At 58.6% G+C, this 12,781-nt stretch carries 13 protein-coding genes and 1 pseudogene; 1 reads left to right on the top strand and 13 read right to left on the bottom strand.

Annotated features, from left to right (window positions below; all coding sequences use genetic code 11):
* Positions 1–72: 72 nt before the first annotated feature.
* The 13 genes and pseudogenes from ACI2KA_RS03670 to rsmI all read right to left on the bottom strand — a co-directional run bounded on the left by ACI2KA_RS03670 (position 73) and on the right by rsmI (position 11,339).
* Positions 73–579 (bottom strand): HAD family hydrolase, encoded by a 507-nt coding sequence (locus ACI2KA_RS03670; RefSeq protein WP_404499319.1) that lies wholly within the window; start codon positions 577–579, stop codon positions 73–75.
* Complete coding sequence (locus ACI2KA_RS03665; protein WP_404499317.1) at positions 580–1,545, bottom strand: DNA-processing protein DprA; 966 nt, start codon at positions 1,543–1,545, stop codon at positions 580–582. It lies immediately after the preceding gene.
* 3 nt (positions 1,546–1,548) lie between these two features.
* Complete coding sequence (locus tag ACI2KA_RS03660; RefSeq protein WP_404499315.1) at positions 1,549–2,238, bottom strand: phosphoribosyltransferase; 690 nt, start codon at positions 2,236–2,238, stop codon at positions 1,549–1,551.
* A 124-nt stretch (positions 2,239–2,362) separates the two neighbouring features.
* Positions 2,363–3,004: pseudogene (locus tag ACI2KA_RS03655) on the bottom strand (magnesium chelatase domain-containing protein); the annotation flags it as partial.
* A 183-nt stretch (positions 3,005–3,187) separates the two neighbouring features.
* The gene (gene gshB, locus ACI2KA_RS03650) at positions 3,188–4,147 is read right to left on the bottom strand and encodes a glutathione synthase (RefSeq protein WP_404499313.1); all 960 of its coding nucleotides are present in this window, start codon (positions 4,145–4,147) and stop codon (positions 3,188–3,190) included.
* 244 nt (positions 4,148–4,391) lie between these two features.
* Complete coding sequence (locus ACI2KA_RS03645) at positions 4,392–4,904, bottom strand: cupin domain-containing protein (RefSeq protein WP_404499311.1); 513 nt, start codon at positions 4,902–4,904, stop codon at positions 4,392–4,394.
* Between the two features lie 110 nt (positions 4,905–5,014).
* A complete protein-coding gene (locus tag ACI2KA_RS03640) occupies positions 5,015–6,115 on the bottom strand; it encodes a sn-glycerol-3-phosphate import ATP-binding protein UgpC (RefSeq protein ID WP_404499309.1) in 1,101 nt (366 codons plus the stop codon).
* 10 nt (positions 6,116–6,125) lie between these two features.
* Entirely contained in the window at positions 6,126–6,968 is an 843-nt protein-coding gene (gene ugpE, locus ACI2KA_RS03635; protein ID WP_404499307.1) for a sn-glycerol-3-phosphate ABC transporter permease UgpE, read from the bottom strand.
* Between the two features lie 11 nt (positions 6,969–6,979).
* Positions 6,980–7,948: a sugar ABC transporter permease gene (locus ACI2KA_RS03630; RefSeq protein WP_404499305.1), complete on the bottom strand. Its 969-nt coding sequence runs from the start codon at positions 7,946–7,948 to the stop codon at positions 6,980–6,982.
* An 83-nt stretch (positions 7,949–8,031) separates the two neighbouring features.
* On the bottom strand, positions 8,032–9,330 hold the full coding sequence (locus ACI2KA_RS03625) for an extracellular solute-binding protein (protein WP_404499303.1): 1,299 nt from the start codon (positions 9,328–9,330) through the stop codon (positions 8,032–8,034).
* A gap of 132 nt (positions 9,331–9,462) precedes the next feature.
* A complete protein-coding gene (locus ACI2KA_RS03620) occupies positions 9,463–10,023 on the bottom strand; it encodes a sugar O-acetyltransferase (RefSeq protein WP_404499301.1) in 561 nt (186 codons plus the stop codon).
* Between the two features lie 16 nt (positions 10,024–10,039).
* Entirely contained in the window at positions 10,040–10,408 is a 369-nt protein-coding gene (locus ACI2KA_RS03615) for a YraN family protein (protein ID WP_404499299.1), read from the bottom strand.
* A complete protein-coding gene (rsmI, locus tag ACI2KA_RS03610; protein WP_404499297.1) occupies positions 10,398–11,339 on the bottom strand; it encodes a 16S rRNA (cytidine(1402)-2'-O)-methyltransferase in 942 nt (313 codons plus the stop codon). The genes ACI2KA_RS03615 and rsmI overlap by 11 nt, the downstream gene beginning before the upstream one ends.
* Before the next feature lie 267 nt (positions 11,340–11,606).
* Here rsmI and dnaN point away from each other — a divergent pair, with 267 nt between their 5' ends.
* Positions 11,607–12,725 carry a DNA polymerase III subunit beta gene (dnaN, locus tag ACI2KA_RS03605; RefSeq protein WP_031233744.1) on the top strand — a complete coding sequence of 373 codons (1,119 nt, stop codon included), beginning with the start codon at positions 11,607–11,609 and terminating at the stop codon, positions 12,723–12,725.
* Positions 12,726–12,781: the final 56 nt, after the last annotated feature.

Below are 12,781 nucleotides of genomic sequence, written 5' to 3'. Positions count from 1 at the left end.
TAAGCATCGGCCATTTCATGGAGACCCGGCAGGGGCCATTTGCAATTCCGGCAACCCATCAGGCTACGATGCCTAGATTCCCAACTCGGACTTAAAGTATTCCCGGAGTTCTGCGACCGACGAAAACAGAACGTCTGGCTTTGAGGCTTCGAGCTCCGATCTATCATCGCACCCCCATGCCGCACCTACCGCGATCACTTTTGCACCGCGTGAGGCTTCGGTGTCTTGGGGCTGGTCCCCCACGTGATATGTACCGCCCGGCGCAACTCCTGCCTTGGACATGGCAAGCAGCAACCCTTCAGGGTGGGGCTTACGGTTCTTTACGTGGTGATAACCGACAACAATATCTATCGGCCAGCCGTGAGCCTCTATGAACGCCCTCGGAACCATGTCCGGGCTCTTGGTCACGATGGCTATCGTCTGGCCAGCGTCGTGCAGTTCTTGGATCAGTTCATTGATTCCCTCGTAGACGGGAAGATTTGACGCCCGTGCCATGACGGCTTTCCAGTTGCGATCTGCACGAAGCCGCTCGACTGAAGACGTATCAACAAGAGTTTGGTCGAAATCAAAAATGATCATTTAGAAAGCCATCGAAGTTTGAGGGTCGTCATTTTCCGGCTTCGTCGGGGATGGCTCTGTAGAAGGCTTCATCTTCGCGACGTCCATTAGGAACTGAGTAAGAGCGGGGCCGTCGGAAATGCCGCGCGCCCATCGTTCCGCGATCATCATTTGATTTCCCTTCGTCTTTTCCTCTTGCTTCCACTTCGCCGGGTGGTCAATGCACGCCAGAAGACGTCTTTGCTCACGCGAGAAACGGACGGTGTGCATGGTCCCACCTTTAACGTCCGTTTCTACAACGAGCACAGCATCGGATAGGCCACTCTGGATACGGTCGCGTTCGGCAAAGGCTGTTCTCATTGGTGTCACGCCGAGCGGATATTCACTGACGAGGCAGCCACCATTTTCGAGTAGGCGCGCAGCAAGTCCACGATTGGCGGCCGGATAAACCTTATCGAGACCGTGCGCCATAACCGCGACACCGACACCGTGGGCATCTAAGCAACCTTCATGCCCGAGGGTGTCGCAGCCATGCGCTAGGCCGCTGATGATGGTGAAACCTGCTTCGGCGGCAGTTGCGGCTGATTTTCGGGCGACAGCCTCACCATAAGAGGTTGGCTCTCGCGTTCCCACGACCGCAAGGCACTTAGCTGCATGCAGGCCCGACACATCACCCTTCACGTACAGGACGGCCGGAGGATCGGGGATGTTTCTAAGCCTCTCTGGATACCCTTCGTCATGGAACGAGTAGAATGTAACACCGCTCGCTTTGGTGTTTTCCAGTTCGACTTCAGCGCGGTCCCAAGCGTTGAACAGATCGATTTCCGGCAGTTTGGCACGCATCGCTCGGTCCGCGATGATTTCCTTCGCGTCGCTATCTGGAATTGGGCCATACACGAGGCGAAGGGCAGCACGCCGCCCTACCCCCTTGAGTTTCATCAGGGCAGTGAGAGCCACAGAGGCCGATGATATGGACGATGCAGGCATGGTCTAGCCCTTCTTAAATTTTGCGTCGTGCTCCTGTTCACCCTGCTTCCAGAGATCGTCCCAGCGAGCAGGAACTTGATCATTATCAGGATTCGGGCAGTAGGCTACACTCTCAGCCTTTGCAAACGCTACACCGTAGACTTTGCAATTTGGATTTGTAGCAAGCACCGCTTGAGCGATGCGCGACAGTGTATCACCACGAGTGATGAAATCATCAAAAACAAAGACATGATCCGCATCGATTTTCGTGGACTGGTAATTTGCTTTGTCGAGTTCAGCGGATCGTCCGTCGCCATTGAATATCGTATGAATTTTCTGATGAACTTGCTTCGACAGCGCCGCATCGGTGTACTGAGTTCCGCAAATCCCAGCACAGGCTTTAGCGATCCAGCAAATCGATCGATCAGGGTTTGCCGTCGTCTCACTGGATGACAGAGCGGGAATAAACGCTGTCCGCTTTGGATCAACGCCCAAGTGCTTGATAAGAGCTGGAACAGCTTCATAGAACATGGTTGCACCACCCCATTCAGCCTTATTGCTCTTATCTTTGAAGCGTATAAAACGAGCGGTCCAGTGTTCTCCTGTCTTATCCTTCAGCTTGTAGCCGATCGCATAGGAATACGTCAGGCCGTTATTAATGCTCAGGTACGGAAACCCCATCCATCCCGCGACCATGTTGTAGTAAATCATCATTAGCCCTTCCCCTTGTTCAGCCGACGAAGAATGTAGGGAAGGCTGGGGCACGTTTCAACTACAGGGCGAAATGATTGTCGGTTAGATAACGCTAGAGATGGATTCAATTAATGTAGCACAACGTTAGCAGATTGTGCCCGCCGGCCGCGGCCACCTCCAGCGCGCGCCGAGCGCTTTCCTGCCCCTTGATTTCGGCAAGATCCGGCAGATTGACGGGATTGGCGCGGATGGCGGGCGTGGGCCGCGCAAGCAATTGCGTTCCGCGAAAATGATTGGCGAGGGCAATCAGGCTGCGCGGCGCGAGAATATCGATGCCGGCACCGGCCCAAGCCGCCTCCGGTCCGCTTTCAGCCGGGCAGATCAGTCCTCTGCCGAGCGCATTGGCACCGATGGCCGCCGGTAACGCGCCCGAGACCACGCCGATGGTGCCATCGAGATTGAGTTCGCCCAGGACAACATAGCGCCCCAGCGCCTCCGCCGGTATGGCGCCCAGAGCGGCCATGAGACCCAGAGCGATGGGAAGATCGAAATGCGACCCTTCTTTCGGCAGGTCGGCAGGCGCGAGATTGACGGTGACTTTTTTCGCCGGCAAAGCCAGACCCGAGGCATGCAGGGCGGCCTGAACCCGCTCGCGGCTTTCCGCCACCGCCTTGTCCGGCAGGCCGACAATCTGGATGCCGACCTTCCCGGGTGCGATCATGACCTGCACCTCGACGGGCACACCCTCTATGCCCTGAAATGCAACCGTATTGACCCGTGCCACCATGGCCTGCCCCCGCAAACCGGCCGCATCCTCGGAGCTTCATGCACCGTGGCGGCCACCCGCAAGCAACGTGCCACAGTGCAAAGAATAAAACAAGAACATCCAGCGAACAATTTCTCGCCTGCGATGTATTTCAGTTGTATCTAGTTGTATCGATGGAACAAAGCGGGAGCGACTGACCTCGCCTTAGAAATCCTGCGCCTCGCGCTTTTTTTCGATCGCATCCCACAAAAGGCTCGCCACATCGGCGCCGCCGAATTTCCGTACCTCACGGATGCCGGTCGGCGAGGTGACATTGATTTCCGTGAGATAATCGCCGATCACGTCGATGCCAACGAAAAGGAACCCGCGCTCGCGCAAGGCAGGGCCGATGCGGCGGCAGATTTCCTTCTCCCGCGCCGTCAATTCCGTCGGTTCCGGCCGGCCGCCGGCATGCATGTTGGAGCGGGCGTCGTTTTCCGCCGGCACGCGGTTGATTGCGCCCACCGGCTCGCCATCCACCAGCAGGATGCGCTTGTCGCCCTTGCGGACATCCGGCAAATATTGCTGGGCGATATAGGGCTCACGGAACATCTGGCCGAACATTTCCAACAGCGAGGAGAAATTGCGGTCATCCCGCGCCGAGTGGAAGACCCCGGCGCCGCCATTGCCATAAAGCGGCTTCAGAATGATATCACCCATTTCATTGCGAAAACGGGCGATTTCAGCCACATCCTTGGTGATCAGCGTCTTTGGCATCAGATCGGCAAATTCGGTGACGAAAATCTTCTCCGGCGAATTGCGCACCCAGGCGGGATCGTTGACCACCAATGTCCTGGGATGAATACGCTCCAGGAGATGGGTGGAGGTAATATAGGCCATGTCGAAGGGCGGATCCTGACGCAGATGGATGACATCCATCGTGGAGAGATCGACACGCTCCGGTTCCGACAGCGAGAAATGGTCGCCCTTGATGTCGCGCAGCTCCATCTGTTCGACAGTGGCGTAAATCTTGCCATCACGCATGGAAAGGCGCTCTGGCGTATAATGGAACAGCCGGTATCCGCGTGCCTGCGCCTCGAGGCTCATGGCGAAAGTGGAATCACCGGCAATATTGATGCCGGAGACATGATCCATCTGGATCGCGACGTTCTTGATCTTCGCCATGCGCATGTTCCTCTTGCAGCATGCGGACGCCTTATCGGCCCACAATACCCATTGTCACGTGTTTCAAGCTTTCCGGCAGGACCGGAGGACAGGCCGGAAATGCTTCAGAAAACCCGAAAGATGTAGGGCAGCGACCATTCAAACGCAACTGCTGCAAGCGGTGCCTTGCGTGAGTTTTATTGAACCTTCACAATTCTGCCGGCGCCGCCGCGCGGGCTCCGCCGGCAGCAAATTCTTTGCCGGCTCAGGCCGCCAGCTTGTAGGAGCTGCCGGAAAACAGCTTGTTCTTGATACGATAGGCCAGCGCCAGCGCCCGGGGGAACGGACGGCGCATGAAGGCAACCTTGCGGACATATTCATCGACCCGCCAGGTGGCCCATGTTCCCGCCCGGAAATAAGCGACATCGCCAGCCCGCAGGATGCTGACCGAACCATCTTCCGCCGTCACATGCACCTCGCCTTCAAGAATGTAGACGGTTTCGTCCCAGCCGAAAAACCAGCGGAATTCGCCCGCCGTGCAATCCCACATGGCGGTGCTGGAAGCGCGGTCGCCGCTTCGGGAGTGATCCGCAGCCCGCGCCTCAGGGTTGCCGGAAATGATCCATTCCGGATTGATCGGTGCCGATTGCAGCCGCAGATCGGCGCAGGACGCGCTGACAACGGCGTCGTCTTTTGCCCGACGCAGATAGGCCGGCAATATCGGCACCGTACGGATTGCCATGGTTGCAGCCGCCGCGAACATCATTTTGAACGACATATGAGAAAACCCCCGTGAAATATAAGAGGTCTTCTACCAGCGGGTTCCTAACAAAGCGGTTCTGACCATCGGCGCAATTTTAGTTATCGCGCCGATTTCATGTCACGCGCTCAAGCCGTCGCCAGTTGCGCGGACTGTATGCCGGGCTGTTCCGCCCTGCCGGCAATGCGCTTGCCGGTTTCGCTGGAGAAGAAATGCAGTTTTTCCGGGGCGATCGCGATCGAGAGCACAGCGGGAACGTCCACATCCGGCGGGAAAGCCACCGTCAGACCCTGATCACCGATCATACCATGCACCAGGCGCTGCGAACCCAGTTCCTCGATATAATCGACCCGCAGCACGAAACCCTGCTCATCCGCCGCAGCGAGACGGAAATCCTCCGCGCGCATGCCAACCGTCACCGGCCCGGAGGCAGGCGCAAAACCGTTCAGCGCAAACAGCGACGGACCGATGGCGAGGCTATCGCCATGCAGCTCGCCATTCAGCAGGTTCATGGCGGGAGAGCCGATGAAGCTCGCAACGAAGGTGGAGGCGGGCGTGTGATAGACATCGAGCGGCGCGCCGATCTGCTCGATACGGCCACCATTCAGCACCACGAGACGATCGGCCAGCGTCATGGCCTCGAGCTGATCGTGGGTGACATAGATCGAGGTGGTGCCGAGGCGTTTTTGCAGGCGCTTGATTTCGCCGCGCATGGAGACACGCAGCTTGGCATCGAGGTTGGACAAGGGCTCGTCGAACAGGAAGGCCGCCGGTTTGCGCACAATGGCGCGGCCCATGGCGACACGCTGCCGCTGGCCGCCGGAAAGGGCGCGCGGCTTGCGATCCAGATATGGTTCGAGCTGCAGCATGCGGGCGGCTTCGGCCACACGCGCATCGATCTCCGCCTTTGGCGTCTTGCGGTTCTTCAGCCCGTATTCGAGGTTCTGGCGCACCGACATATGCGGGTAAAGCGCGTAATTCTGGAACACCATGGCGATATCGCGGTCGGCGGGATCGGCCTCGTTCACCACCCGCGCCCCGATCTTCACCGTGCCTTCGGAAATGTCCTCAAGGCCGGCGACCATGCGCAGAAGCGTGGACTTGCCGCAGCCGGACGGACCAACGAGAACGATGAACTCGCCGTCCTTGATGTCAATATCGACGTGATGCACGGCGCGCACGCCGCCATGATAATCCTTGCAGACCTGACTGATTTCTATCGCGGCCATTTCGGTCTCCTTATTTATCGCTCTCGGTGAGGCCCTTGATGAACCAGCGCTGGAAAATGACGACGATCAGCACCGGCGGCAGCATGGCCAGAACGGCAAGCGCGAAAGCTTCGTTGTAATCGGGAATTTGCGAACCGACCCAGACCTGCAGGATCGACTTGATGCCGCGCATCAGGGTGAAGAAACTTTCATCCGTCGTCATCAGCATGGGCCAGAGATACTGGTTCCAGCCATACACGAACATGATGATGAAGATCGCCGCCATCATGGTGCGCGACAGCGGAATGATGACATCGATGAAGAACTTGAATGGCCCTGCCCCGTCGATACGGGCGGCCTCAAGCAATTCTTCCGGAATGGACTTGAAGAACTGGCGGAAATAGAAGGTGCCCGTCGCAGAGGCGAGAAGCGGCACGATCAAGCCGGTATAGGAGTTCAGGAGACCGAGTTTGCTCATCACCTCGTAGGACGGCATGATGCGCACTTCGAGCGGCAACAGCAGCGTCGTGAAAATGATCCAGAAGGCAAGCGTGGCAAAACGGAAGCGGAAATAGACGATCGCATAGGCCGCCGTCATCGACAGGACGATCTTGCCGACGGCAAAACCAATGCCGAGGATCAGCGAATTGATCACCATGTTGAGACCGGTGATCTGCCCGGTGAAACCGCCCTTCTGGGTCAGGACCTTTTCATAGGTCTCGACGAAATTGTCGCCCGGAACGATTGCGAGACCGCTGCGGTGAATTTCCGCCGCCGTATGCGTGGACGTCATGAAAGCCACGACAACAGGCAAGATCAGAAACAACGCGCCGATGATCAGCACCAGATGATCGAGGGGTTTTGTCTTGTACATCGTCTTTTCCCTCAATTGTAATGGATGCGCTTCTCGATGAAGCGGAACTGGATGATGGTGAGGACGAAGACGACCAGCATCAGGATGACGGACTGGGCCGAAGAACCACCGATGTCATTGCCGCGGAAACCGTCGAGAAACACCTTGTAGACCAGCGTGATCGGGTTGTTGGCCGCCTTGTCCTTCACCATCACGTCGATGACGCCGAAGGTGTCGAACAGCGCATAGGTGATGTTGATGATCAGCAGGAAGAAGGCCGTGGGCGCCAGAAGCGGCATGATGACCGTCCAGAACCGGCGAAAGCCCGAGCGGCAGTCGATGGCGGCGGCCTCGCGCACGGAAACGGGCACGCCCTGCAGACCGGAGAGGAAGAAGATGAAATTATACGGAATCTGCTTCCAGACCGCGACAACGACCATCGCGAAGGCCGTATCGAAATAATTGAGGCCGACCTTCATGTCCCAGCCGAAAAACGCGGCCATCTTGACGAAGGGGCCGATATGTTGGTCGAAAAACATCATGCCGATGAGGCCCGCGACCGGCGGCGCGATGGCATAGACGGAAATCAGCAGGGTCTTGTATGCCGAGCTGCCGCGAATGACCGCGTCGGCCTTGACGGCGAGCAAAAGGCCGAGCGCCAGCGAAAAGAAAGTGACCAGCACGGTGAAAACAACCGTGAATTTGGCGATGTTGAGATATTCCGGATTGAATATCGCATCCGAATAATTGGCCAGGCCCACGAACGAGGCTCCGAAGCCGAAAGGGTCTTCCAGGTAGAACGAAGACTGGATGGCCTGGACGGACGGCCAGTAGAAGAAGATGAAAATCACCGCAAGCTGCGGCGCCAGAAACAGATAGGGCACGAAGGACGAGGAGAACTGCACACGCTTCATGCCGGCTTCAGCGGGCTTGGCGGGTTTTCCAGCCTTTGCGGACCAGCCGGATAAAAACCGGCGCGGTTGAGACGATATGTAGGCCACGCTTGCGCCTCCTTATCCAGAAGCGAGCCTCCCTTCCATCGGAAAGGAGGCTCGACAACGATCATTGGTTTCGAAAAGACCGATCAGCCGGCCGTCTTGGCGAAACGGGCCAGAAGGTCGTTGCCTTCCTTCTCGATGATCTCGAAAGCAGCCTTCGGCGTGACTTCGCCGGAGAAGATGCGGTTATATTCGCGTTCCATGACGGCGCGGATCTGCGGGTAGAAGCCGAGGCGGTAACCCTTGGACCATTCGCCGCCCGGCAGCGACAGCTGCTGAATGCCAACTTCGGCGACCGGCTTTTCCTTGTAGAAGCCTTCGGCCTTGGCCTTTTCGTAGGCAGCCTTGGTGATGGCGACGTAACCGGTTGCCTTGTGGTAGAAGACCTGGATGTCCGGCGAGGTCAGGAACTGGAAGAAGTCGGCCACGCACTTGTTTTCCGCTTCGGACTTGCCCGACATTGCAAAGAGAGCGGCGCCGCCGATGAAGGAGTTGGTGCCGGCACCCTTGATGGAGCCCCAATAGGGCAGGAAGGTTGCCGAGAACGGCATGGTCGCCGTCTTCTGCAGGCCGCCGAACGAACCCGAAGAACCGATCCAGAGAGCAACCTTGCCTTCTTCGAAGGGCTTCTGGTTGTCGTTCCAGCCAGCGCCGTAATAGGCGAACAGGCCCTTGTCTTTCCAGTCCTTCAGCTTGTCGAACATCATGACGAGGTTCGGGTCGGTGACCTTGAGCTTGGTGTCGGTGACGCTGTCATAACCGTTGTTGTTGGTGGCGAACTGGATGTTGTTGCGGGAGAAGAAGTTCTCCGTGAACTGCCAGGTCAGCTGCGACTGGACGAGCGGAATGTAACCGGCTTCCTTCAGCTTCGGCGCGACCTGCTCGAACTCTTCCCAGGTCTTCGGCGCTTCAACGCCGGCCTTCTTCAGGGCTTCGTCGTTGATGTACATGATCGGAGCGGAGGAGTTGAACGGCATGCCGACGAACTTGCCGTCGGCGGCAGCGTAGAAATAACGCACGCCGTTGATGAAGGCTTCGCGGTCGAACTTGTAACCGGCCTTGTTGATCAGGTCTTCGGCAGGAATGACCGCGCCCTTGGCATTGATGATGGTGGCGGCGCCGGCATCGAAAACCTGGAGGATGTTCGGCTGTTCGCCCGAACGGAAAGCGGCGATGCCGCTGGCCAGTGCTTCTTCGTAGGAGCCCTTGGAAACCGGCGTCAGGGCGCATTCCTTCTGGGCTTCGTTGAACTTCTGGGAAACTTCGTTGATGACTTCGCCGTTGCGGCCACCCATGCCGTGCCACCAGGTGATGTTGGTCGCGGCCATGGAAGACGTCGCCGACATGCTGATGGCCACGGCGGCCATGGAAATCTTCTTCAACATTACTAATTCCTCTCCACCATTTATTGGGATGAGGATGCGAATAGAGACGTTCCGTGACGCCTCTTTAACAGTTTCATGTCATATTTGTTACAGCACCTGCTAATAGACTGCGTTGCTTCAAAAACGCATATCTCAGATGTTGCTGCGTTTTATCGCACGGGCCGGATTTCCAACCACCGTCGTACCCGGCGGCACATCACGCGTCACCACCGAACCGGCGCCGACGATCGCGCCATCGCCCACCGTCACGCCCGCCAGCAGGATTGCCCCGCCGCCGATCCAGACATCACGACCGATCGTCACCGGCTTTGCGATTTCAATACCTTGTGCGCGCGGAACCGGGTCGAGATGGTGTTCCGCACAATAGATCTGCACGGCAGGGCCGAGCATTGCGCCGTCCCCTATCGTCACCTTCGCGGAATCGAGAATGACGCAGCCGGTATTGAGATAGACATTGGCGCCCAGTGTGACGTTGAAACCATAGGCGCAATGAAACGGCGCTTCGATAAATGCGCCTTCTCCTACGAAGGACAATAGCCCCCGCAGCAGCGGCGCGATGGTTCCGCGCTCATCCGGCGGCGCGGTATTGTGCTGGTGAACCGCCCGGCGGGCACGCCAGCGCAGCCCATCCAGCTCGGCATCCATGCAGCTGTACCACTCGCCTGCAGCCATTTTTTCCCGCTCGGTGGACATTGCCTTCCTCTTCCCCTCAAAACGCGTCGATGAAATGCTGCGGCAGACGTCGCGGCAGAATGGCGATGATATCGAAGCGCAGCGAAAACCGCGCGGCATCCTTGCGGCGGGAGAGCCAGAGGTCGGCGGCGGCCCGGATGCGCTGCTGCGAATGGAAACCGACAGCATCAACCGCGCTGCCGCCCGATGGCCGCGCCTTCACCTCGACGATGGCGACGAGGTCCTTCTTGCGGGCGATGAGATCGATTTCCCCCAGCCGGGTGCGATAACGAATGGCGAGGATACGATATCCCTTCAGCAGCAGATAAAGCGCTGCCCAATATTCCGCGGCATGACCGCGCCGCTCGGCTTTCCGCCGTTTATTGTTTCGCCCGTCAGCGACCATCCGCTTCCTTCATATCCAGCAGCCTTTGATAAAGCTCCTTGCGCGGCAGGCCCGTCAGCTTCGCCGCTTCGCCCGCGGCCCTGGCGGCGGGCATGGTGGCGACGAGATCCTTCAGAAGTTTCTCCACATCCTCGATATCCGGAATCTCGTCATAGGAGGGCGGCTCCACCAGCAGCACGATCTCGCCCTTCACCACACGGTCGCCATCGTAATAATCGGCAAGCTCACCGAGCGTGCCACGGCGAAATTCCTCGAAGGTCTTGGTCAGTTCGCGGCAGACGACGGCGCGGCGGTCGCGGCCGAGCACTTCCGATGCCACCTTCACGGAAGCGCCGATGCGGTGCGGCGATTCAAAGAAGATCAGGGTTGCGGGGATTTTCGCCAGCTCGGCCAAACGGTCGCGCTTGCCGCGATCCTTCACCGGCAGGAAACCTGCAAACAGAAAGGCGTCGCTGGGCATGCCCGACCCGACGAGGGCGGCGAGAGGCGCGGAGGCACCCGGCACCGGCACAACACGATGGCCAGCCTCGAGTGCCAGCTGACCGAGGCGATAACCCGGATCGGAGACGAGCGGCGTTCCGGCGTCCGATACCAGCGCCACGGATTTTCCGGCCTCCAGCGCGGCGATGAGCTTAGGCCCTGCTTCATTGGCATTGTGTTCGTGATAGGCGAGCGGGCGCGTGCGGATGCCGTAACGCTCCAGCAGGATGCGGGTGACGCGGGTATCCTCGCAGGCGAGAACATCGGCCGAGGCCAGCGTTTCCAGCGCACGGATGGTGATGTCGCCGAGATTGCCGATGGGGGTGGCCACGAGGTAAAGCGCCGGCTCCAGCGGCCGGGCCGGAATGGTGGCCGTGCCGATCCTGAATTCCTTCACTGCCTGTCTGGCATCGCTGCTCGATGTTTCCTGCGTCACGCGGCTTCCAATCATTCTGGCCGATCATCGCCGGCCGGTCACTCCGGTTTTTTCCCCTTTATGAGCAATAGAAAACCGGTGAACAAGGTCCACGGGCGGCCCCAGCCTGTGGATCATGCTGTATAGCAGCAAAATGAGCCGCGGCAGATGCACTCGGCTCTTGCATTTTCTGCAATAACTCTGCCATTTTGCCCGTCCACATTATCCGGCTTTTTGCCGGTGAAGACTCTTCTTGCCGATCCGGCGGTGGCCGGTTCGCAACGGTTGAAAGCGGTAGCGTCCATGCGTATTACTCTTGAGCGGTCGAACCTTCTGAAATCGCTGAACCACGTCCACCGGGTCGTCGAGCGTCGCAACACGATCCCGATCCTGTCCAACGTCCTGTTGCGCGCCTCCGGCGCCAACCTGGACATGAAGGCGACCGACCTCGACCTCGAAATCACCGAAGCGACACCGGCCATGGTGGAACAGGCAGGCGCCACCACCGTACCGGCGCACCTGCTTTATGAAATCGTACGCAAGCTGCCGGACGGTTCCGAGGTGCTGCTGGCAACCAACCCGGACGGCTCCTCGATGACGGTGGCTTCCGGCCGTTCGAAGTTCTCGCTGCAATGCCTGCCTGAAACGGATTTCCCCGATCTGACCGCCGGCACCTTCAGCCACACCTTCAAACTGAAGGCAACCGATCTGAAAATGCTGATCGACCGGACACAATTCGCGATCTCCACCGAAGAAACGCGTTATTATCTGAACGGCATCTTCTTCCACACCATCGAAAGCAATGGCGACCTGAAGCTGCGGGCCGTCGCGACCGACGGCCACCGCCTGGCACGCGCCGATGTGGATGCGCCCTCCGGTTCCGAAGGCATGCCGGGCATCATCATTCCGCGCAAGACCGTCGGCGAATTGCAGAAGCTGATGGACAATCCGGAACTGGAAGTCACCGTCGAAGTCTCGGATGCGAAAATCCGCCTCACCATCGGCTCGGTCGTCCTGACCTCGAAGCTGATCGACGGCACCTTCCCCGACTATCAGCGTGTAATCCCGACCGGCAACGACAAGGAGATGCGCGTCGATTGCCAGACCTTCGCGCAGGCCGTCGACCGCGTCTCGACCATTTCGTCCGAACGCGGCCGCGCCGTGAAGCTGGCGCTGACCAACGGCCAGCTGACCCTGACCGTCAACAACCCTGATTCAGGCAGTGCGACGGAAGAAGTGGCTGTCGGTTACGACAATGATTCGATGGAAATCGGCTTCAACGCCAAATATCTCCTCGACATCACCTCGCAGCTTTCCGGCGACGACGCGATTTTCCTGCTGGCGGATGCCGGCTCGCCGACGCTCGTTCGCGACACGGCCGGTGACGATGCGCTCTATGTTCTAATGCCGATGCGCGTCTGAGACCACCCTTTTTCCTTCTATCTCATCAAAAACGCCGGTGGATTGCTCCACCGGCG

It is taken from the genome of Agrobacterium sp. NPDC089420, assembly GCF_044900305.1.
Lineage (GTDB): Bacteria > Pseudomonadota > Alphaproteobacteria > Rhizobiales > Rhizobiaceae > Agrobacterium.
Note: the sequence above shows the minus strand (reverse complement) of the source record. Positions and strands in the feature narration are given on the sequence as shown.

Bases quoted from the DNA above. Each gene is read 5' to 3' on its own strand.
- ACI2KA_RS03625 (WP_404499303.1), bottom strand. From the start codon at position 9,330: ATGTTGAAGAAGATTTCCATGGCCGCCGTGGCCATCAGCATGTCGGCG.
- dnaN (WP_031233744.1), top strand. From the start codon at position 11,607: ATGCGTATTACTCTTGAGCGGTCGAACCTTCTGAAATCGCTGAACCAC.
- ACI2KA_RS03615 (WP_404499299.1), bottom strand. From the start codon at position 10,408: ATGGTCGCTGACGGGCGAAACAATAAACGGCGGAAAGCCGAGCGGCGC.
- rsmI (WP_404499297.1), bottom strand. From the start codon at position 11,339: ATGATTGGAAGCCGCGTGACGCAGGAAACATCGAGCAGCGATGCCAGA.
- ACI2KA_RS03645 (WP_404499311.1), bottom strand. From the start codon at position 4,904: ATGTCGTTCAAAATGATGTTCGCGGCGGCTGCAACCATGGCAATCCGT.
- ACI2KA_RS03665 (WP_404499317.1), bottom strand. From the start codon at position 1,545: ATGCCTGCATCGTCCATATCATCGGCCTCTGTGGCTCTCACTGCCCTG.
- gshB (WP_404499313.1), bottom strand. From the start codon at position 4,147: ATGGCGAAGATCAAGAACGTCGCGATCCAGATGGATCATGTCTCCGGC.
- ACI2KA_RS03640 (WP_404499309.1), bottom strand. From the start codon at position 6,115: ATGGCCGCGATAGAAATCAGTCAGGTCTGCAAGGATTATCATGGCGGC.
- ugpE (WP_404499307.1), bottom strand. From the start codon at position 6,968: ATGTACAAGACAAAACCCCTCGATCATCTGGTGCTGATCATCGGCGCG.
- ACI2KA_RS03620 (WP_404499301.1), bottom strand. From the start codon at position 10,023: ATGTCCACCGAGCGGGAAAAAATGGCTGCAGGCGAGTGGTACAGCTGC.
- ACI2KA_RS03670 (WP_404499319.1), bottom strand. From the start codon at position 579: ATGATCATTTTTGATTTCGACCAAACTCTTGTTGATACGTCTTCAGTC.
- ACI2KA_RS03660 (WP_404499315.1), bottom strand. From the start codon at position 2,238: ATGATGATTTACTACAACATGGTCGCGGGATGGATGGGGTTTCCGTAC.